This window comes from Methylobacterium carpenticola (genome assembly GCF_042748905.1).
Lineage (GTDB): Bacteria > Pseudomonadota > Alphaproteobacteria > Rhizobiales > Beijerinckiaceae > Methylobacterium > Methylobacterium carpenticola.
In genome coordinates, this window is record NZ_JBHZEO010000001.1 from 1,895,197 (window position 1) to 1,916,252 (window position 21,056).

Annotated in this window: 15 protein-coding genes and 1 riboswitch; of the genes, 4 read left to right on the forward strand and 11 right to left on the reverse strand. The window is 71.8% G+C overall.

All coding sequences use genetic code 11. The annotated features are described in order from the left end of the window. Nucleotides 1–45: 45 nt before the first annotated feature. From ACE101_RS09110 to ACE101_RS09135, 6 genes are read right to left on the reverse strand one after another with little or no spacing between them, the layout of a single operon-like run. Nucleotides 46–813: an SDR family oxidoreductase gene (locus tag ACE101_RS09110; protein WP_379128189.1), complete on the reverse strand. Its 768-nt coding sequence runs from the start codon at nucleotides 811–813 to the stop codon at nucleotides 46–48. Next, a complete protein-coding gene (locus tag ACE101_RS09115) occupies nucleotides 810–1,871 on the reverse strand; it encodes an ABC transporter substrate-binding protein (RefSeq protein WP_379128191.1) in 1,062 nt (353 codons plus the stop codon). The genes ACE101_RS09110 and ACE101_RS09115 overlap by 4 nt, the downstream gene beginning before the upstream one ends. A 3-nt stretch (nucleotides 1,872–1,874) precedes the next feature. Further along, complete coding sequence (locus ACE101_RS09120; RefSeq protein WP_379128193.1) at nucleotides 1,875–2,624, reverse strand: ABC transporter permease; 750 nt, start codon at nucleotides 2,622–2,624, stop codon at nucleotides 1,875–1,877. Beyond that, a complete protein-coding gene (locus tag ACE101_RS09125; protein ID WP_379128196.1) occupies nucleotides 2,621–3,403 on the reverse strand; it encodes an ABC transporter ATP-binding protein in 783 nt (260 codons plus the stop codon). The genes ACE101_RS09120 and ACE101_RS09125 overlap by 4 nt, the downstream gene beginning before the upstream one ends. Next, on the reverse strand, nucleotides 3,393–4,841 hold the full coding sequence (locus tag ACE101_RS09130) for an acyl-CoA reductase (protein WP_379128199.1): 1,449 nt from the start codon (nucleotides 4,839–4,841) through the stop codon (nucleotides 3,393–3,395). The genes ACE101_RS09125 and ACE101_RS09130 overlap by 11 nt, the downstream gene beginning before the upstream one ends. Nucleotides 4,842–4,845: 4 nt before the next feature. Continuing rightward, nucleotides 4,846–5,937, reverse strand: coding sequence for a LuxE/PaaK family acyltransferase (locus ACE101_RS09135; protein ID WP_379128202.1), 1,092 nt, complete (start codon nucleotides 5,935–5,937; stop codon nucleotides 4,846–4,848). 91 nt (nucleotides 5,938–6,028) lie between these two features. Next, nucleotides 6,029–6,155, reverse strand: a riboswitch (TPP riboswitch). Between the two features lie 250 nt (nucleotides 6,156–6,405). Between ACE101_RS09135 and ACE101_RS09140 the strand changes: the two genes are divergently transcribed. Then, nucleotides 6,406–7,599, forward strand: a complete 1,194-nt coding sequence (locus ACE101_RS09140) for an MFS transporter (RefSeq protein ID WP_379128205.1) — start codon at nucleotides 6,406–6,408, stop codon at nucleotides 7,597–7,599. Nucleotides 7,600–7,751: 152 nt separating this feature from the next. Here ACE101_RS09140 and putA read toward each other — a convergent pair whose 3' ends face one another. Further along, nucleotides 7,752–11,423, reverse strand: coding sequence for a trifunctional transcriptional regulator/proline dehydrogenase/L-glutamate gamma-semialdehyde dehydrogenase (gene putA / locus ACE101_RS09145; protein ID WP_379128207.1), 3,672 nt, complete (start codon nucleotides 11,421–11,423; stop codon nucleotides 7,752–7,754). A 167-nt stretch (nucleotides 11,424–11,590) separates the two neighbouring features. Here putA and ACE101_RS09150 point away from each other — a divergent pair, with 167 nt between their 5' ends. Further along, on the forward strand, nucleotides 11,591–12,046 hold the full coding sequence (locus tag ACE101_RS09150; RefSeq protein ID WP_379128210.1) for an Lrp/AsnC ligand binding domain-containing protein: 456 nt from the start codon (nucleotides 11,591–11,593) through the stop codon (nucleotides 12,044–12,046). Nucleotides 12,047–12,273: 227 nt separating this feature from the next. Beyond that, the gene (locus tag ACE101_RS09155; protein ID WP_379128213.1) at nucleotides 12,274–13,296 is read left to right on the forward strand and encodes an ABC transporter substrate-binding protein; all 1,023 of its coding nucleotides are present in this window, start codon (nucleotides 12,274–12,276) and stop codon (nucleotides 13,294–13,296) included. Nucleotides 13,297–13,311: 15 nt separating this feature from the next. On the opposite strand, the gene ACE101_RS09160 is transcribed toward ACE101_RS09155, so the two are convergent. From ACE101_RS09160 to mtoX, 3 genes are all read right to left on the reverse strand, one after another. Then, a complete protein-coding gene (locus tag ACE101_RS09160; protein WP_379138569.1) occupies nucleotides 13,312–15,054 on the reverse strand; it encodes a cache domain-containing protein in 1,743 nt (580 codons plus the stop codon). Nucleotides 15,055–15,169: 115 nt separating this feature from the next. Then, nucleotides 15,170–15,844 (reverse strand): SCO family protein, encoded by a 675-nt coding sequence (locus ACE101_RS09165; protein WP_379128215.1) that lies wholly within the window; start codon nucleotides 15,842–15,844, stop codon nucleotides 15,170–15,172. Between the two features lie 5 nt (nucleotides 15,845–15,849). Then, on the reverse strand, nucleotides 15,850–17,169 hold the full coding sequence (gene mtoX, locus ACE101_RS09170; protein WP_379128218.1) for a methanethiol oxidase: 1,320 nt from the start codon (nucleotides 17,167–17,169) through the stop codon (nucleotides 15,850–15,852). Nucleotides 17,170–17,424: 255 nt separating this feature from the next. Between mtoX and ACE101_RS09175 the strand changes: the two genes are divergently transcribed. Beyond that, entirely contained in the window at nucleotides 17,425–18,567 is a 1,143-nt protein-coding gene (locus ACE101_RS09175) for an ISAs1 family transposase (RefSeq protein WP_379128221.1), read from the forward strand. A gap of 180 nt (nucleotides 18,568–18,747) precedes the next feature. Here the strand turns inward: ACE101_RS09175 and ACE101_RS09180 are convergent, their stop codons facing one another. Then, complete coding sequence (locus ACE101_RS09180; protein WP_379128223.1) at nucleotides 18,748–21,036, reverse strand: FdhF/YdeP family oxidoreductase; 2,289 nt, start codon at nucleotides 21,034–21,036, stop codon at nucleotides 18,748–18,750. Nucleotides 21,037–21,056: the final 20 nt, after the last annotated feature.

Below are 21,056 nucleotides of genomic sequence, written 5' to 3' on the forward strand. Positions count from 1 at the left end.
CGGGCTCGTGATACGGTTTCCGAAAGTGATCTTCCGGAAACCGTATCAGGTCATCACAAGCCCGCCATCGACGTGCAGCACTTGGCCGGTGACGAAGCGGCTCCAGTCGCTGGCGAGGAAGAGCACTGGGCCGGCCACGTCGTCGGGCGTCGCGAGGCGCCGCAGCGGCGTCTGCGCGACGAGCATCTCGCGCACCTCCTCCTTGGTCGAGAGGCTGCTTTCCGTCGGATGGACGAGGCCGGGGGCGACGCAGTTGACCCGGATGCCGAGCGGACCGAGTTCCGCCGCGAGATTGCGGCTGAACCCGACGAGGGCCGACTTCGCGGTGGTGTAGTCGTGATAGGGAATGCTCGGCCGCGTGACGAGATCGCTCGCGAGATTGACGATGCTCGCGCCGCTGCGCCGCGTGAGCAGCGGCAGGTGCGCCTGAACCACCGTGTAGGCCGCCTTCACCGCGCCCTCGAACTGCTGCTGGTAGGCGGACCACGGCGTCTGCGGGAAGCGGGCGCGCCGGTCGGGATCGAAGCGGTAGGGCGCGAAGGCGTTGTTGACGACGGCGTCGAGCCGTCCGACCTCCTGCCCGATCCGCTCCGCCATCGCCGCCACCGCCGCGGGGGCGGTCACGTCCGCCGCGATGGCGAGCGCCGCGCCGCCGCGGGCGTGGCACGCCTCCGCCACCGCGGCCGCGGCGGCGGCGTTCTCGCGGTAATTGACGATCACGGTGCCGCCCTCGGCTGCGAAGGCGGTGGCGATGGCCGCGCCGATGCCGCGGCTGGCGCCGGTGACGAGGATGGCCCGGTCGCGGAATCTCATGGAGTGCCGTCCTTGGGGGTGCCGTCCGCGGGGGTGCCTTCCTTGGGCGGGATCAGGTCGGTCCGGACCACCTGCCCCATGTCGAGGGGGCGGCGGATCAGCCCGAGGCTCAGGAAGGTGTCCGCCCCCTTCTGCATCACGTCGGGGTCGAACTGCCCGAGGCCGTCACGCTCCGTCGTCGGCGAGACGCTGGAGCGGTTGCGTAGCCGGATGACCGCGAGGTTGACCGCCTCGTCGCGCCCGTTGATCGCCCGCGTCACGGCGAGGCGGGCCGCCTCGGCCGGGTTCGCGATCATCCAGGCGGCCGAGTCGCGATAGGCGGCGAGGAAGCGCTTCAGGAGCGGCTTCCTCGCCTCGTAGGCGGCCTGCGTGACCACGAAGATGTCGCTCGGCAGGTTGAGATGGTCGCGGACCTCGATCACCTCGACCTCGCCGAGCCCCCTGGCCCGGCCGACGAGGAGGCCCGTATCGGTCGCCGCGGTGGCGTCGACCTGGCCCTGGATCAGCGGCGCGAAGTTCAGGAGGCCGGTGACCTCGATCGTCAGGTCCGTCTCGCGCAGGCCGACCTGGTGCAGCAGCAGCGCCAGGTTCTGGCGCGTGCCGCTCGACAGGCTGTAGACGCCGACCCGCTTGCCCTTGAGATCGGCGGCGGTGCGGATGCCGCGGCCCTTCGGCGCCACGACGTTGAACACGTTCTGCGGGTAGATGTTGTAGATCGCGACCAGCTTCTCGCCCCTGTCGAGGGCGAGGTAGAACGAGGCCGGATCGGTGAAGGCGATGTCGGCCTGCCCCGCGAGCAGGGTCTGGATCGCCGAGCCGCCCCCCGTCCCCGGCACGTAGTCGAGGGCGATCCCCCTCGCCTTGAACAGCCCGTGATCCGGCTCCGCCAGGAGATTGGTGATCTCGCTGATTGGCTGGCTCCAGCCGGCCACCGTGACCCTGTCGGGAGGCCTGACGGGGTCCTGGGCGGCGGCCGGACGGCTCGCCAGCCAGGGCAGAACCAGGAACGACAGCGCAAGGAACAAGGCCGGGAGCGGTGGGCGGTGCCGGGGAGCCATGGTCTAGCCTTTCGAGTAGCGCCGCAGGACGAGCCGCTCCAGTCCGCGCACGGCTTCGTAGACGATCATGCCGAGGAGCGTGATCACGGCGAAGAGCGCGAAGATCAGGCTCGAATCCATCACGCTCTGGGCGGCGATGATCGAGGCGCCGAGCCCGATCCGCCCGCCGACGAACTCGCCGACCACCGCGCCGACGAGGGCGAGCACGATCGCGACGCGCAAACCCGCCATGATGACGGGCAGGGCCGAGGGCAGCTTGAGGCGCAGCAGGGTCTGGAGGCGGCTCGCCCCCAGCATGCGGAACAGGTCGCGCCGGGCCGGCTCGACCTCGCCGAGGCCGGTCAGGGTGTTTTCGAGCAGCGGGAAGAAGCAGATCAGCGCCGTGATCACGACGGTCGGCGTCAGCCCGAAGCCGAACCAGATGATCAGCAGCGGGCCGAGGGCGAGCTTGGGCACGAGCTGGCTCGCCAGCACGTAGGGGCGCAGCACCCGGTTCAGCCAGGGGATCTCCGCGAGCAGGATGCCCGCGCCGAGCCCGACCGCCGCGCCGATGATAAGGCCGAGCCCCATCTCGGTCATCGTGACGGCGAGGTGGGGCCAGAGCCGGCCGCTCGCGATCTCCCCCCACAGCGTCGCGGCGACGGCGGAGGGCGGCGGCAGGATCAGCGCCGGTACCCGGGCCGCCCGGCACCACGCCTCCCAGCCGGCGAGGAGGGCGAGGAAGAGGAGGCCGGAGATCAGCCGCGGCCTCATGCGGCCCGTCCCTCGGGCGCGGCCCGGCCATCCATGGCGTCGCGCAGGGCCCGGCAGGCCGCTCCGAAGGCGGGGTCGTAGCGGATGGAGCGCGGCCGGGGGCGGGGCAGGGCGATGGGCGCCGCGTGGATGAGGCGGCCCGCCGCCATCACGGCGACCCGGTCGCCGAGATAGACCGCCTCGGCGATGTCGTGGGTGACGAACAGGGCCGCGGTCCCGCGCAAGGAGCAGAGCCGCAGCAGGTCGTCCTGCAGGTCCTCGCGGGTGAGCGCGTCGAGGGCCGCGAAGGGCTCGTCGAGGAGCAGCAGGTCCGGCTCGCCGATCAGCGCCCGGGCGACCGCGACGCGGCTCTGCTGCCCGCCGGACAGGGCGGCCGGCCGGCGGTCCGCGCAATCGGCAAGCCCCATCAGGCCGAGGAGATCGCGGGCGGCGGCGCGGTCGGTCCGGCTCGGGCGGCGCTTCAGGGAGAGCGGCAGCAGCACGTTGTCGAGGGCGCTCAGCCAGTCGAGCAGGGTCGGCGCCTGGAACACGAAGCCGGCGCGCGCGGCCGGGCCGCGCAGCACCTCGCCGCCGAGGCGGACCTCGCCCTCGCTCGGGAGCAAAAGCCCGGCGGCGAGCTTGAGCAGCGTGGTCTTGCCGCAGCCGCTGCGGCCGAGGAGGCAGTGGATCGCCCCGCGCGGGATCGTCCAGTCGACCCCATCGACGATCGCGGGCGCCGCCGGATCGTAGCGGTAGCGCACCCGCGCCAGGGTGACGAAGCCGGACGGGTCAGTCGACATAGGGCGCGAACCCTTCCGCCGCGGCCTCGGCGCCCTGCTCGATCTCGGTCAGGGTGACGAGATCGAGCAGGCTGAAACGGCCGTCATGGTGCCAGCCGGCCTCGGGCGCGGTCATCCGGCCGAGCGCCGTGATCCGGGTGACGCCGACCTCGCCGAGGCGGGCGGCGAGCCGGAAGAGGTTGTCCGGCGAGGCCGCGATCCCGGCGGTCTGCAGGAAGACGCGATGGGGCGCGACGAGCGCCGGGATCGCATCGAGGCTGTCGACGGGGACGAGCGTGATCGTGCGGTTGAGGCCCGTGGGGCTCAGCGCCTCGGCCGCCCCGGCATGGACGACGCTCCAGGGATCGGCCGGATCGCCGAGGATCTCGGCCGTCCCGCCGAGGGAGCGCATCTCCTGCGCGCCCCGCCACGCGGCGACGGCGGCGGCCTCGGCGGGGGAGAGCGAGCGCCGCGGATGGCGGCTCGCCAGCGCGGCGAGTTCGTGGGCGAGGTGGCGGGCGAACTCGCCCGGCGTGACCGGGCCGCCGCGCTCGACGAACAGCATCTGCGGCGAGTAGCAGCCCTGCTGCTCGTAGCGCGCGATGTCGTGGGCGGCGAGCCGGGCGAGCGCGACGGCGCGGCGGCTGTCCAGGGCCTCCCGGGCGACGATGCCGAAGCCGATCCGGTGGCCGTAGGGCAGGAAGCGGGTGGTGACCGGCAGCTTCGCCCGCAGGGCGGCGAGGGTCGGGTTGCCGCCATAGGCGAGGACCGTGTCGGCCTCGCGCAGGAAGGCGGCCTCGCAGCCCTCCGACCCGCCCTTCCACCACACCGCGGCGAGGCACTCGGCGAGGTCGGGATCGCTCTCGGCGATCAGGCCCGCGAACCACCCGGCCGTCAGCGGCTCGGCCGAGGGAAGCTTGCCGACCGTGCCGGCCTTGACGAGGAGCCCGCAGACGAGGCTCCAGAGCGACAGGGCGGGCACGTTGCCGGCCCAGACATGCAGCAGCAGGTCCGGCCCGTGGGCCCGGACGAAGCCGCCCTTGGCCGCCGGCTGGAAGCCGTCGAGCATTCCGGGATTGGCGAAATCCTCGGCGAGGAAGCGCAGGAGCTGCGGCCGCCGGAAGGTCTTGAGGAGGCTGGTGAGGCCGAGGCGGACCGTCTCGCGGTCGTAGCCGGTGACGACGGGCAGGAGCGCCTCGGCCTTGCGGCGCAGCGGGTGCTGCCGGTCGAGCAGGCAGGCGGTCGCCCGGTCGATGGCCGCCACGATGCGGGCGACCTCCATCCGCTTGAGCGAGGCCCGCGCCCGCGTGCGGATCCGGTCGCAGAGTGCCCGCGCCTGCGCGTCGCTCAATTCCGGCAGCGCGACTTCGACGCTCTCGCCCCAGGCCGCGAAGCGGGTGGGGCGCCAGCCGATCTCGTCCCTGGCGAAGCCCGGCAGGTAGCCGGCGAACTCGGCCACGCCTCTAGCCCTGCGCCGCCGCGAGGAACTCGGCCACGGCCAACGAGCAGCCTTTCGAGGCCTCGCCGTCGACCCGGCCGAGCAGGCGGAAGCCCCCCGGCGCGATCTCCCCCGCATCCTCGGTCAGGATCGCCGAGACGGCGTTGAAATGGGCGAGGTCGTGATGGACGAGGACGCCCCGCTCGCCCTCCGGCAGGTCCGCCCCGGTGAGGGGATCGACCACGCGGCTGCGGATCCAGTGCGGACCGGATTTGAGCGAGGGGCAGGTCGCGTTGCCGTCGTCGTAGAACTGCGTGCTGAGTTCCGTCATGCCGTACATGTTGAGGCAGGCGGCGCGGGGCACGCCGAACCCCGCCGACAGCGCGTCGTAGAACTCGTCCGGATCGAGTTCGCGCGACTGCCCCTTGAAGCCGCCGGTATCGAGGATGAAGCTGCCCTCCGGCAGGGCGAAGCGGCGGCCGCGCGCCGCGAGCGCGTCGAGCACGGGCACGAAGGCGTAGCTCGCGCCGAGCAGGGCGTAGGGCTCGGCCTCCGCCTCGGCCCGGGCCAGCGCGGCGAGGAGGGCGTCGCGGTCGAGCCCCGCCGCGCCGACGAGGACCGCGCTCTCCGGCGTGCCGAACTCCCGCCGGGCCAGGGTCAGGTAGCGGGCCAGCGACGAGTTCGGGAGCGCCGCCTCGTCGGGGAACAGGATGCCCATGCGGATCCGCCCGCGCCCGCGCATGACGCGCCGCCGGAAGGTGTCCAGCATCGAGCGGTCCCAGACGGCCAGGGTCGGGTGGTAGCTGCGGCCGCGGCCGGCCTGGGTCGTGCCGCTCGTCATGAAGACGCGCTCGGCCGCCTCCGGCGGGCAGCAGCTCAGCGTCAGGTCCTTGAAGGCCTTGATCGGGACCGGCGGGATGTCGCGCCAGCGCCGCACCGTGAGCGGCGTGCGGCCGCGCCGGAGGGCGAAGCGCCGGTAGGGCTCGTTGTGGCGGAACTGGTAGCCGAAGAGCCGCAGCGCCATCGCCTCGAACTCGGCCTCGCTCGCGCCGGGCTGCCCGAGGAAGGCCATCAGGGCGTCGATGATCTCGGCTTGCGCCATCTCGGCTTGCGCCATGTCAGCCACCTCTCGCGTCCGCCTCGCCGGGGCAGGCGGGCGGCCGATCCCGATGGGCACCATGCGCGGAGGACGGATTCGCGGCTCCGGGAGGCCACCAGTCCCGCATCCCTACGCCGGCATGATCCGGATCAGGTTCATCGGGTCACCACGTTGCCCGGACCGGATCCGGGCGGGTGGTATCTCAGCCTCCTCGCGAGGCTCCCCTGGGAATGCGGGGGTGTGACGGGCGCGCCGGGCGGTGTCAAGCCGGGTCCGGGCGCGGCGGAGGGCGATCGCCCTGCGAACCCGGCCCTGGTTGCGCGCGACGGCGGCATCGAGACCGGCTATGCTGGCCCTGCCACGTCGGCCCAAAATCGGAATCCCATCGGCTTGACCGCGTGCGAAGGTCGGCTCGGGATGGAAAGCGGCCTCCCGCGGCACGACTGAATCGGGCTCCTCCACACTCCTGCGTCCGTCGATCCCCGAATGCCGTTCCACTCGCCGACAATCCGTGCGGTCGCCGCTCTGTCGGTGACGCAGATCATCGGCTGGGGCGCCACGTTCTGGCTGCCCGCGGTCATCGGACCTGCCGTCGCCGGCGAGCTGAACTTGGCCCTGCCCATGGTCATGGCAGGACCGACGGTGATGCTCGTCGTCATGGCCATGGTGTCCTGGCCGATGAGCATCATCTTCGAGCGCCACGGGACGCGCCCGGTCATGGTGGTGGGATCGGTCCTGGGCGGAGCCGGCCTTCTGGCGATGAGCGTGGCCGATGGCATGGCGTCCTATCTCCTGTCGTGGACCATCCTCGGCCTCGCCGGTGCCGGCATGCTGACGACACCCGCGCAGATCGCGGTGACCGAGATCGCCGGCGGCAAGGCGCGCCAGGCGCTCGGCGTGTTGGTTCTCGCCGGCGGGCTGACGTCGACCATCGTCTGGCCGCTGACGGGCCTCCTGCAAGCCCGCTGGGGCTGGCGCACAACGACACTGATCTATGCCGTCCTGATGCTGCTCGTCTGCATGCCGCTTCACTGGGCGACGCTCGCCCGCCGGGCGGCTGAAAAAGCCACCGCGACGACGACAGCCGAGCCTGTTCTCATCGACCGGCCACGCTTCGCGCTGCTTGCCATGAGCTTCGCCGCGAACGGGTTCTTCACCTGGGGCTTCGCCCTGACCATCATCATCCTGTTCGAGACGGCGGGCCTCGACCACGCCAGTGCCCTGACGGCCGCGGCCTTCATTGGCATCGCTCAATGGGCAGGACGCATGGTCGACCTGGTCGGGAGCCGGCGCTGGTCGGGCTTCGTCCCAGGGCTGGCGGCCTCGGCCCTGTTTCCGCTGAGCTTCATCGTTCTTCTGCTGACCGACACCTTCGTCGGCGCGATGCTGTTCGCGACGCTGTACGGTGTCGCCAACGGCGTCACCGCCGTCACGCGCGCCACGCTGCCGCTGGAGGTTTTTCCCGCCGGAGCTTATGCCCGCGCCTCGGCACGGCTTGCGGTGCCGCTCAATCTCTCGTTCGCCGTCGCACCGCCGGTCTTCGCCGCCCTCATGACCTCCGCCGGTCCGCACTCGGTTCTATGGCTGGCCTTCGCGATCTCGATCTTTGCATTCTGCGCCCTTCTCAGCCTTCTGTTGCTGCATCGCAGAATGATCCCAAGTCATACGGTTTCCGGATGATCGCTTCGCGATGCGGAAACCGGCCTCGCTCGGCGCCGCGCGGGCTCGTGATACGGTTTCCGGATGATCGCTCGGCGATGGCTGCGCAGTCGCGTCGCGATGCGGAAACCGTACGAGAACCCGCCGCCCTGCGGCGGCGGGTGCCGGGGCGGTCAGCCGATCGACATCAGGCTCGCATTCCCGCCGGCGGCCGCCGTGTTGGTCGAGATCGAGCACTCCTCCAGGAGCCTGTTGAGGTCGTAGTCGTCGCCGCTCTCGCGGGCAGCCGCGGTGGTGGCCTGGACGGGCACGATGGGGCCCTCCCGCGCCGCGACCGCCCGGGTGATCCGGAGCAGGCCGTCGCGCTCACCCTCGAACAGCACCGCCCGCAGGTCCGGCGCCGCCCGCCAGTCGGGCACGATCTCGACGCGCGGACGCACCTCCTTGGGCAGGCCGTCGAGCACCGCGCGCACCGGGCTGCCCGCGTCGAGGACGGCGACGTTCCCGGTCGCCAGGATCGCCCCCACCTGAACCAGCAGGCCCTCCGCCGTCTCGGCCAGGGCGGCCACGCGCCCCCGGGGCCGGAGGGCGTAGACGTTCCGCTCCCCCACCGGCCCGGGCAACGCGATGCGGGCGCCCAGCGACGAACGCGAGACCTGCCCGACGATCCGCTCCGCCGGCTCGCCGAAGCCCCGCGCGCGCAGCCAGTCGGCATAGGTCCGCGCCACCGCCAGGGCGGTGGGCGCCGCATCGAGGCCGGGCAGGGCCGTCTGCGGCGGGATGCGCATCAGGCGGCCGAGATAGAGCGGGCCGCCGGCCTTCGGACCCGTGCCCGAGAGCCCCGAGCCGCCGAAGGGCTGGACCCCGACCACCGCCCCGATGATGTTGCGGTTGACGTAGACGTTGCCGGCCTCGACCCGGTTGACGACGCGGGAGATGGTCTCGTCGATCCGGGTGTGGAGCCCGAAGGTCAGCCCGTAGCCGGTCGCGTTGATGTCGTCGATCAGCCGGTCGAGGCCGGCGCGCGGGAAGCGCAGGACGTGGAGGACGGGGCCGAACACCTCCTGCTCGACATCGGCGATCCGCCCGATCTCGATGATCGTCGGCGCGACGAAGGTCCCGTGCGCCGTCTCCGGTCCGAGCGGCAGCCGGACGACCCGGTGGCCGCGGGCCTCCATCGCGGCGACGTGGCGCTCGATCCCGTCCCTGGCCTCGGCGGTGATGACGGGCCCGACATCGACCGACAGGTCGCCGGGATTGCCGACCGAGAGTTCGTCCATCGCCCCGCGCAGCATCGTCAGGATGCGGTCGGCGACCTCCTCCTGCAGGCAGAGGATGCGCAGGGCCGAGCAGCGCTGGCCGGCGCTGTCGAAGGCCGAGGCGATCACGTCCCCCACCACCTGCTCGGCCAGGGCGGAGGAATCCACCACGAGGGCGTTCTGCCCGCCGGTCTCGGCGATGAAGGGGACCGGCTGGCCCGAGGCGGTCAGCCGGTCGGCGAGCTGGCGCTGGATCAGCCGGGCGACCGCGGTCGAGCCCGTGAACATCACGCCCATCACGCGGGGATCCGCCACCAGGGCGGCACCGACAGCGCCCGCCCCGGGCACGAGCTGCAGGACGTCGCCGGGGATGCCGGCCTCGTGCAGGAGGCGCACCGCCTCGGCGGCGATCAGCGGCGTCTCCTCCGCGGGCTTGGCGAGGACCGCGTTGCCGGCCGCCAGCGCCGCGGCGACCTGCCCGGTGAAGATCGCCAGCGGGAAGTTCCAGGGCGAGATGCAGACGACCGGACCCAGGGCCGGGAGCCGGTCGGATCCCGCGATTCGCACGACCTCGGCCGCGTAGTAGCGCAGGAAATCGACCGCCTCGCGGACCTCCGCCACCGCGTTCGGGACGGACTTGCCGGCCTCCCGCACGATGAGGCCGATCAGGACGCCCATGCGCGCTTCCATCAGCTCCGCCGCGCGGCGGAGCGCGGCCGCGCGCTCGCCGGCCGGCATGCCCGCCCACCCGGCCGCGGCCCGCGCCGCGGCATCGAGGGCCCCGGCGATCTCGGCCTCGCTCGCCTCCCGCCAGCGGCCGACGACGTCGCGGCGGTCGGCGGGGTTGCGGATCTCGCTCAGGGGCGCCGAGGCCGCGGCCCGCGCCGGCAGGGCCTGCCACTCCTGCGCGGCGCTCCGCCGCAGGTCGCCCGCCAGGGCGGCGAGCCGCTCCTCGTTCGACAGGTCGAGGCCGGCGGAGTTCTCCCGCTCCGGGCCGAGGAGGCGGCGCGGCAGCGCGATCCGCTCGTGGGGCTCGCCCGCGGGGTTCGTGGCGCGCACGAGGGCGACCGGATCGGCGATCAGGTCGGCCACCGGCACCGCCGCGTCGGCGATGCGGTTGACGAACGAGGAATTGGCCCCGTTCTCCAGGAGCCTGCGCACGAGATAGGCGAGCAGCGTCTCGTGGGTGCCGACCGGCGCGTAGATCCGGCAGGGCCGGTTCAGCTTGTCCGGGCCCACCACCTCCTCGTAGAGCGGCTCGCCCATGCCGTGCAGGCACTGGAACTCGTACTGGCCGCGATAGAAGTTCGGGCCCGCCATCGTCATGATCGCGGCGAGCGTCTGCGCGTTGTGGGTCGCGAATTGCGGGAAGACCGCATCCGGCGCCGCCAGGAGCTTGCGCGCGCAGGCGAGGTAGGACACGTCCGTGTGGACCTTGCGGGTGAAGACCGGGAAATCCTCCAGGCCGTCGGTCTGGGCCCGCTTGATCTCGGAATCCCAGTAGGCGCCCTTGACCAGCCGCACCATGATCCGCCGGTTCGCCCGGCGCGCGAGGTCGACGAGCCAGTCGATCACGAACGGGCAGCGCTTGCCGTAGGCCTGGATCACGAAGCCGATGCCGTTCCAGCCCGACAGGTCCGGGTCGAGGGCCAGGGCCTCCAGGAGATCGAGGGAGATCTCCAGCCGGTCGGCCTCCTCGGCGTCGATGTTCAGGCCGATGTCGTAGCCCTTCGCGAGCCGGGCGAGGCCCTTCACCCGGGGCAGCAGCTCGCTCATCACGCGCCCGATCTTGGCGCGGCTGTAGCGCGGGTGCAGGGCGGACAGCTTGATGGAGATCCCCGGCCCCTCGTAGATGCCGCGCCCCTGCGCCGCCCGGCCGATGGCGTGGATCGCGCCCTCGTAATCGGCGAGGTAGCGGGCGGCATCCGCCGCCGTCGTCGCCGCCTCGCCGAGCATGTCGTAGGAGTAGCGGAACCCCTTGGCCTCCATCCGCCGGCTGTTCGCCAGCGCCTCGGCGATGGTCTGGCCGGTGACGAACTGCTCGCCCATCATCCGCATGGCGAGATCGGTGCCCCGGCGGATCAGGGGCTCGCCGCCCCGGGCGATGAGGCGGGCGAGGGAGGCCGACAGGCTCGATTCGCTCGTGGTGGCGGTGAGCTTGCCGGTGACGACGAGGCCCCAGGTCGCCGCGTTGACGAACAGGGACGGGGACTGGCCGACATGGCTCTTCCAGTCGCCGTTCGCGATCTTGTCGCGGATCAGGGCGTCGCGGGTGGCGTCGTCGGGGATGCGCAGCAGCGCCTCGGCGAGGCACATCAGCGCCACGCCCTCCTGGCTGGAGAGGGCGTATTCGTGGATCAGGCCCTCCACGCCGCCGGAGCGCTGCTTGTCCCGCAGCGCCCGCACCAGCCGCTCCGCCGTGCCGGCGACCGCCCGTGCCTGCGCCTCCGGCAGGGCGGCGAGGGGCAGGAGGGCGCGCACGCATTCGCCCTCGGGACGGCGATAGGCGGCGGTCACCGCCTCCCGCAGCGGGGCTTGGTTGCGCGTCCCTGCGATGAAGCTCTCGAAAACGTCGGGGCGGTCCACGGCACTCTCTCGCGCATCGGTGACGGTCAGCGATCGCGGGCCGCGCCGACGCACGCGGATCCCGGTTCGCCCTGACGCTAGACCGGAGGGTGGCGCGCAAAAAGACTGGAAAAATCCAGGATCATGGCGGAAAACACGGCAATGATGGCATTCCGAAGGGATTTCCGGTGCTCGACGCGAAGGACCGTCATATTCTCCGCATCCTCCAGCAGGAGGGGCGCATCGCGACGGTCGAGCTGGCGGAGCGGTGCGGCCTGTCGCCGACCGCGACCAGCGAGCGGTTCAAGCGGCTCCTGCGCGAGGGCTACGTCACCGGGTTCGGGGCGCGGGTCGATCCGCACAAGCTGGAGCGCGGCCTCCTGATCTTCGTCGAGGTCTCGCTCGACAAGACGACGCCGGACGTGTTCGACCGCTTCGCCGAGGCGGTCCGGCGCGTTCCCGACATCCTCGAATGCCACATGGTGGCGGGCGGGTTCGACTATCTCGTCAAGGCACGGGTCCTCGACATGCCGGCCTACCGGCGCTTCCTCGGCGACATCCTGCTGACGCTGCCGGGCGTCGCCGAGACGCGCACCTATCCGGTGATGGAGGAGGTCAAGGCCGAGGCGGCGCTGCCGGTCTGAGCTTCGTCGACGGGGCTCGGCGACAGTATTCATCCAACACTCCGTCCCGCCTTCGCCCTCGGGATGAGGGCGGGAGAGGCCGACATACCAGTCAACCGCACTCCGGAATCGCGGCGCGATTTCCGCGCCGGCGCCCGGCAGCAGGAGATCCGCCGCCAAGCCTGTTCCGTGACACGCAGAACTGGTAGACTGCGCCTCCGCGATCGCGCCTCTTCGGGTGTTCCGCGATGCCGTCGCACAGACCGTTCGATCGAAGGCCGGCATTCGTCCCGCGGCGGCGCGAGGTGCTCGGCTGGCTCGGGGGCCTCGTGGCCGCGACGCGGCCGGCCCGGGCGCTCGATCCGTCCGTGCCGGTCATCGGCTATCTCGGCCTCGAATCCCCCGAGGCCTATGCGAGCCGCCTCGTCGCCTTCCGCGAGGGCCTGGCCGAGGCGGGATACGACGAGGGCCGGAACGTCGCGCTCGAATTCCGCTGGGCCGAGGGGCAGTACGACCGGCTGCCGGAACTCGCCGAGGACCTGCTCCGGCACCGAATCGCCGTGCTGGCGGCGCCGGGCGGCGCGCCGGTCGCGCTCGCCGCCAAGGCGGCCACCGCGACCGTCCCGATCATCTTCGAGATGGGCGGCGATCCGGTGGCGCTCGGCGTCGTCGACGACCTCGCGCGGCCCCGCGGGAACATCACGGGCGTGTCGAGCCTGAGCGTGGAGGTGTCCCGCAAGCGGCTCGAATTCATGCACGAGGTGGTGCCGGCCGCCTCGCCCCTGACCGTGATCGTCAACCCGACCAGCCCGACCGCGCAGTCGCAGCTGGCCTCCCTGCGCGGCGCGGCCGAGACGCTCGGCGTCGGGCTCCACGTCGTGCCCGTCAGCCGCGAGCAGGACTTCGATCCGCTCTTCGCCGGCGGGACCGGCCGGCGGATCGGCGGAATGGTCTTCACCTCCGATCCCTACTTCGCCAACCGCAGCCGGCGGCTCGCCGCCCTGGCCCTCGCCCATGCGGTGCCGGCCATCACGCAGTCGCGGGACTTCGCCCTCGCGGGCGGGCTGATGAGCTACGGCGGCGACTTCACGCAGTCGCACCGGCAGGCCGGCCTCTATGCCGGGCGGATCCTCAAGGGCGAGCGGCCCTCCGAGCTTCCGGTCCAGCTCGTCACCAAGGTCGAGCTGTTCGTCAACCTGAAGACGGCGCGGACGCTCGGCCTGACCGTGCCGGAGGCGCTTCTCAGCGGCGCCGACACGGTGATCGAATGAGGCCGGCGGGCCGCCTCACGGCGCCGCGGGCGCGCCGCAGGCGACGCAGAAGACCGGCACCGCGGCGGGCAGCCCCTTCAGCGATCGCGCGCCGAGCGAGGTGACGGCCGTGCCGCCGGGGACGGCCTCGGCCAGGACGGCGTCGATCAGGATCTGCCGGTCCTCGGCGGCGGAGCAGAGCCGGGCGGCGAGGTTCACGACGGGACCGATCGCCGTGTAGTCGCAGCGGCTCGCATAGCCGATGCGCCCGACGGTCGCCGGGCCCATCGCGGCGCCGACGCCGAACCCGATCGTGTATCCGCGGGCGCGCCACGTCGCGATGAGCGACTGGACGAGGGCCTGCATGTCGACGGCGAGCGCGACGGCGGCGCGGGCGGGGTCCGGGCAGCGCATGGGGGCGTTGACGAGGACCATGAGGCCGTCGCCGGAAAACGAGATCAGGGTGGCGCCGTGGGCGGTGATGACCCGGCCGAGCCCCTCGAAATACTCCGACAGGACCTCCATCACCGCCTCGGGGGGCGTGCCGGCCGAGAAGGCGGTGAAGCCGCGCAGATCGCCGAAGATCACCGCGACCTCGACGCGCCGCCCGTCGAGGACCCCGTCGTCCCCGCTGCTGTCGACGAGTTCGGCGACCTGGGGGGCGAGGAAGCGCCGGAGGCGGGCGATCCGCTCCTGGCGCTCCTGGGAGAGGGCGAGTTCGCCCGCCATGGCGTTGAACTGCGCGGCGAGCCGGCCGAGTTCGTCGGCCGAGTCGATCGCGATCCGGTGGTCGAAATGCCCTGCGCCGATCTGCCGGGTGCCCTGTTCGAGCAGGCGGATCGGACCGGTCATCCGCCGGGCGAGCCAGAAGGCGAGGAGGGCGGCGAACAGGGCGCCGAGGAACAGGAAGACGCCGGTGCGGACGAGCGACCGGATGATCGGCCCGAACGCCTCCAGGAGCGGCTGCATCACCACCACCGTCCAGTCGACGCCCGGGACGGCCGCCATCGCGGCGATCACCCGCTGGCCCGAGGCGTCCCGGCCCGTCGCGGTGCCGCCGGAGGTGCGGATCTCGTCGCGCAACGTCGCGAGAGAGCGGGCCGCCGCATCGGTGGTGCCCCGCAGCACCAGGCTGATATCCGGGTGCGCGATGAGCCGGCCCGGCCCGTCGAGCACGAAGGCCTGCCCGGTCCGGCCGACGCGGATGGACGCGATCACGTCCCAGATCAGCTTGAGGTTGATCTCCGCGATGGCGATGCCGGCCGAGGGGCGGTTGCCCGCGACCGCGATGGTCATGAAGGGCTCGGAGCCCCGGTGCGAGGTCACCGGCCCGTACCAGACGCGGGCGGCCCTGGCGCCCGCGACGGCGGGATCGCCCGACCAGTCGGTGCCGCTGCCCGCGCGGTTGAGGCTGACGCGCGAGACGTGCAGCCGCTCCTTGCCGTCCCCGTCGACCAGGGTGAGATGCGCGACGGCGGGCACCTGCCGCAGCAGGCGCTGGGCGTCGAGCCTCTGGCGGTCCTCCGTGGCCGCCGTCCAGGGCAGCTGGACCATCCAGCCGAGCTGCGCGCGGATGGTGTCGATGAAGGCCTGGATGCGGAACGCCGCGGCCCGCGCCTCCAGCCCGAGATGCTCGTGCAGCTGCTCGCGCTGGTCGCGGTAGCTGAACCACGCCTCCAGGCCGCCGTTGGAGAACAGGGGGATCGCCACGGCCGAGAACAGGACGATGAAGTACTTCGTGAAGAGCGAGCGGCGCGGCCGGACCCAGGATCGGATCATCGCCGAACGGACGGCCGAGTGGATCTTGGCCGTGTGGATCTTGGCCGAGTGAATCATGGCCGAGCGAATCATGGCCTGCCCATCACCGGCTGGGTGTTCGCCTCCACGGGTGCGCTCAGCGCTCCTCCGTGCCGGCCGCCTCCAGGAGCAGCGTCCGGACGTCGTTGATCACCAGCGCGGGCTCGAAGAAGTCGAGGCTGTAGATGTTGCGGATGCGCCCGTCGCGATCGATCAGGAAGGCGCGGAAGACGTGGTTCAGCGGTCCGCCCGCAGCGCCCGGCCGGGCGTCGACGCGCTGGCCGTAGGCCGCGAGGATCGGCGCCAGCGCGTTCCGGTCGGGCGCCGTGAGGAAGCGCCACGCGGGGGCGCCGGGATCGGACGAGCGCCACGTCGCGGCGTAATCCCGCATCACCGCGGGCGTGTCGTGCTCGGGGTCGAAGCTCAGCGTGACGAGATGCAGGCGGCGCGAGAGCGGCGCGTCCTTCGCCGCGAGATCCTGCAGGCGGGCCATGTCGGCGCTGGCCACCGGGCAGACGTCGCCGCAGCGGGTGTAGATCAGCGCGAGCACGGTCAGCCGGCCGAGCAGCGCGTCGCGCCGCAGATCCTGCGGCCGGCCGGTCTCGTCGAGCACGGCCCCACCCGCGGCCGGCTTGATCGGCGGCAGGCGGTAGCTGCCCGGCGCCGCGATCGGAAAGGCGGGGCCGCCCGCCGCCGGGGGCGGATGCGCCTCGTGGGCGAGGGCGGCGGTGGCGGCGAGCGCCGCGGCCGCGGAGAGGAGCGCCCGCCGCATGGCGCTCAGTTCGTGAAGAGCGAGGCCGCGCCGAACGCCATCATGTGGGGGCGCCCGAGCCGCTCGGCCGTGAAGTCGATGGCGAAGCGCGGCGCCAGCGCCCGGCCGTCCCAGGTATAGGCCTTGAGGAACTGCTCGTTGTCCGCGCCGGCCTTGTCCCAGTTCGCCAGGAGCGAGCTGGTGTAGTAGATCCGCTTCCCGTCCCAGCTCTGCGAGACCATGTTGAGCTGCGCGCCGATCTTCTTCTCGTAGATCTGCTTCGGCCGATGGGGGTCCGAGACGTCGAAGACGCGCGTGGTGCCGTCCATGAAGGTGTCGACGAACAAGGTCCGGTCGTCCGCCGAGAGGCTGATGTCGACCGGCACCGGCAGCGCCGCGGGATCGCCGATATCCGCCACCGCGCTCGCCTGCCACGCGCCGTTCGCGTCCTCGTGGACGAGCCAGATCTTCGCGGTGAGGGCGGTGGTGGTGAAGGCGTAGGAATGGTGCGGCCCCCAGGCCCAGCGGATCTCCAGGGGCACGCCGGGGACGTGCAGCACGGTGCGGGGCTGGCGGGCGTGGAAATCCCACAGCACCATGGTTTCGCCGAAGCGCTTCATCGCCTCGCCGTCCTTCATCAGCGCGCCGAGGGGCCGCATGTAGTTCTCGAGGCCGGTGAAGGACGAGGTCAGCATCACGTTGCGGCGCGGCAGCACGCGGGCGTCGTAGCCGTAGCCGTCCGCCTTCGCCTCGATCCGGGCGCCGTTCGGGGCCGCGTCCGTGGGCAGCCAGTGCGTCGCGATGTAGTCGCCGTCGTTGGAATACTCGACGAGGGCCGCCCGCCCGGTGCCGTCCTTGTTCGACAGGCTCGGGATCAGCATGCGGCCCGGCAGCGCGTAGGCGCCGTGCGGGCCGGCCGCGCCGCCGCTCTTCTGGATGAAGTCGTCGATGACCTTGACGAGCCGCGGCTGCGCGGGATCGGTCGCGACGTCGAAGATGAAGATCCGGCTGTCCGACAGGCCCGCCGCCCAGAACTGCCGCCGGTCGTCGGTGAAGCCCCCGTGATGGGCCTCGTGCCGGCCGCCCACCGAGGCCGCATGGATCGGCTTGCCGAAGGTCGCGGAGCCTTCGCGCGCGTCGACGGTGACGAGCTTGTCCGACCCGTCGCCCAGCCCCTCTACGCCGAGGGTCCAGACGTAGACGAAGTCCTCGATGCCGGTGATCTTGGCCATGTAGGGCGACTGGCAGGTCTCGTCGGCGCGCGCCGCCCCCGCCGTGAGGAGCGCCGCGACGCCGCAGGACAAAGCTGCGAGCCGACCGGACGCCTTGGCGCGGATCTCTGTCATGGACGTCTCCTCCCGCCCTCGGACGGTCGCCCGGCCGATGTGTCCCGGCTCGGACGGATCGCTCTCGGCCGGTCTCGCGCGTTCGGAAGCGGCGTCGCGGCGAGCCGAGGCGGTTCATGCTTCGCCTATTCGGCCAGGGTGTCAATCGGCCGCGCCGGTTCTCGCAGGGCAATCGCTTCAGCCTTGGAGTGGGTTTGGGCTGCGCGACGAGGAGGATCGTGATTCATCGGGGGCCTGGCGTTCTGCGAGGCTCCCATGCCGTCATCGCTTTCGATCCTCGCCCACTTCTCAGCCCTGGAGGATCCGCGCCAGCACTGGCGGGTGATCTACCCGCTCCCTGAGATCCTGCTGCTGGTGCTGTGCGCCACGCTGTGCGGCATGGACGACTTCGTCGAGATCCGGCTGTGGGGCGAGCAGCGCCTCGACTTCCTGCGCCGCTTCCTGCCCTACGCGCGCGGCCTGCCTGCCCACGATACCCTCAACGACGTCGTCAACGCGCTCGACGCCAACCTCTTCAAGGACTGCTTCACGGCCTGGGTCGCGAGCCTGCGCGAGGCCGAACCCGACCTCATCGCCATCGACGGCAAGACCTCCCGGCGCTGCCACGCCAAGACCAAAGGCCGGGCTGCCCTGCACACCGTCTCGGCCTGGGCCGCTCGCCAGCGCCTCGTGCTCGGCCAGGAGGCCGTCGCCGACAAGAACAACGAGATCACCGCCATCCCATGCCTTCTGGAACGGCTCGAACTCCGGGGCGCCCTCGTCACCATCGATGCGATGGGCACCCAGACCGCCATCGCCGAGACCATCGTGAACCGAGGCGGCGACTATCTGCTGGCGCTCAAGGCCAACCGCCCCGCCACCCACCACGACGTCGTGCGCTTCTTTGCCGATCCAGGCGACGGAATCGCGGACACCCACGAGATCCTCGACAACGACCATGGCCGCCTCGAACGCCGCCGTGCCAGCGTGTGCCATGACGTCAGCTGGCTCACCTCGGATCGCCGCTACCCCGATGAGCCACACATGCCCCACTTGGCGATGATCGGCATGATCGAGACAAGGGTCGAACGCGCCGGCAAGATCGAACGCGAGCAACGCTACTATCTCTCCTCGGCCAAGCTCGACGCCAAGACCTTTGCAGCCGCCGTGCGCGCGCACTGGCAGATCGAGAACCGTCTGCACTGGGTGCTCGACGTCGTCTTCCACGACGACCTCGTGCGGCTGCGGACCGGATCGGGCCCGCAGAACATGGCGGTGGTGCGCCACATGGCCGTCAACCTCGTGCGTGAACCCCACGATCGCCACAGCCTCAAGACCCGCAGAAAGCTCGCCAATCTCAACCCCGACTACCTCGAAGCCCTCCTCCGACGCACACCCGCAAACCCATCAAAAAGCTGAAGCGATTCCCCTGCCGGTTCTCGTCACATGAGACGCAGGTCCGGGATCGTACCAACGGGGTGCGATGCCGGTGGATATCCACCACCTCTTTCCCGTGCGGCTGGAACGCCGTGGAAGGAGATCCGCGACAGGGGCGGTTCGATCGACCGGTCGCGAGCGGGATAACCTTTCGATCGAACCCTAATCCTGCTGGTTCGTCCGGATGAGACGCACCGGGATGCTCTTCGAGGACGGCGTCCCGCTCTGCGGATCGCGGGCGTAGAGCGGCACGAGCGGGTTCGTCTCCGGGTAATAGGCGGCGCAGCAGCCGTCCGGGACCCGGTAGGGCACCACCTTCAGCCCCCCGACCCGGCGCGTCACCCCGTCCGTCGAGACCGTCTCCAGGGCGACGCTCTCGCCGATGCCGAGCCCGCGCCGCTTCATCTCCTCGGGGCTGAGGAACACCACCATGCGCTGGTTGAACACGCCGCGATAGCGGTCGGAGAGCGAATAGAGCGTGGTGTTGTACTGGTCGTGGCTGCGCAGGGTGGTCAGCCGCAACACCTCCGCATCGTCGCCCGGCGCGCCCTCGCCGAGCCCCGGATAGACCGAGAACTGCGCCTTGCCGCTCGGCGTCGCCCAGATGCGCTCCCGGGCGAGCGAGGTCAGGTGGAACCCGCCCGGCACCCGGATGCGGGCGTTGTAGCCCTGGAAGATCGGGAAGACCCGCTCGATCGCCGCGCGGATGCGGTCGTAATCGGCGATCATCTCCGCCCACGGAATCGAAGGGGTCTCTCCCAGGGTGGCCCGGGCGAGCCCGGCGATGATCGCGGGCTCGCTCAGGAGATGCGGCGAGGCGGGGTCGTTGCGGCCCGCCGAGGCGTGCACCATCGACATCGAATCCTCGACCGTGATGGATTGCGGACCGCCCGCCTGCACGTCGCTCTCGGAGCGGGCGAGGCACGGCAGGATGAAGGCCTCGCGCCCATGCACGAGGTGGCCGCGGTTGAGCTTGGTCGAGATCTGCACGGTGAGATCGAGCCGGCGCAAAGCCGCCTGGGTGACGGCGGTGTCCGGGGTCGCGGCGGCGAAGTTGCCGCCGAGCCCGATGAAGACGCGCGCCTCTCCGGCGATCATCGCCTCGATCGCCCGCACCACGTCGTGCCCGTGGGCCCGCGGCGGCGCGAAGCCGAAGACGTCGCGCAGGCGGTCGAGGAAGGCCGGATCGGGCTTCTCGGTGATGCCGACGGTGCGGTCGCCCTGGACGTTCGAGTGGCCGCGCACCGGGCAGACGCCCGCCCCCGGCCGGCCGACATTGCCGCGCAGGAGAGCGAGATCGGTGAGCAGGCGGACGGTCTCGGTGCCCCGGCTGTGCTGCGTCAAACCCATCCCGTAGACCAGGATGGCGGCCTTCGCCTCGCGGTAGAGGCGCGCGGCCTCTTCGATCGTGCCGCGCGGCAGGCCCGAGACGCGCGCGATGTCCGGCCAGGCGGTGGCGCGGATATCCGCCGCCAGGGCATCGAAGCCGATCGTGTGGCCGCGGATGAAGTCCCAGTCGAGGACGGGCGCCGCATCGGCCGCCCGCGCGGCGGCATCGGCCTCCAGGCAGCTCTTGATCATCCCCTTGAGCACGGCGGCATCGCCCCCGACCCGGACCTGGAGATAGAGCGAGGAGATCGGCGTCGCGGTGAGGGTCGCCATCTCCACCGGGTTCTGCGGCGCCTGGAAGCGCTCCAGCGCCCGCTCGCGCAGCGGGTTGACGCTCACGATCGCGGCGCCGCGCCGGGCGGCGGCGCGCAGGGAAGTCAGCATGCGCGGGCTGTTCGTGCCCGGGTTCTGGCCGAACAGGAAGATCGCGTCCGCGTGGTCGAAATCCTCCAACAGCACCGTGGCCTTGCCGACGCCGAGGCTCTGCGGCAGGCCGACGCTCGTCGCCTCGTGGCACATGTTGGAACAATCGGGGAAGTTGTTGGTGCCGTAGGCGCGCGCGAAGAGCTGGTAGAGGAAGGCGGCCTCGTTCGAGGCCCGGCCCGAGGTGTAGAACTCGACCCGGTTCGGATCGTCCTGGGCGCGCAGGATCGCGCCGATCCGCCCGAAGGCCTCCTCCCAGCTCACCGGGACGTACCGGTCCGAGGCGGGCTCGTAGGCCATCGGGTGGGTGAGCCGGCCCAGCATCTCCAGATCGTAATCGGCCCAGGTCGCGAGTTCCGCGACCGTGTGGGCGGCCAGGACCTCGGGCGTGCAGCGCTTCTCCGTCGCCTCCCAGGCCATCGCCTTGGCGCCGTTCTCGCAGAACTCGAAGGCGCTGGTGTGGTCCGGATCGGGCCATGCGCAGCCCGGGCAGTCGAAGCCCGCCGGCTGGTTCATGCGCAGCAGGGTCGCGCTGCCGCGGGCGAGGATGCCTTGTTCGGCGAGCGCCTTGGCGGTCGCCGCGAGGGCACCCCAGCCGCCCGCCGGCTGGGTGTAGGAGCTGACACGGGGCTTCGCCATGGCCTCGGGATTCCTTCTCG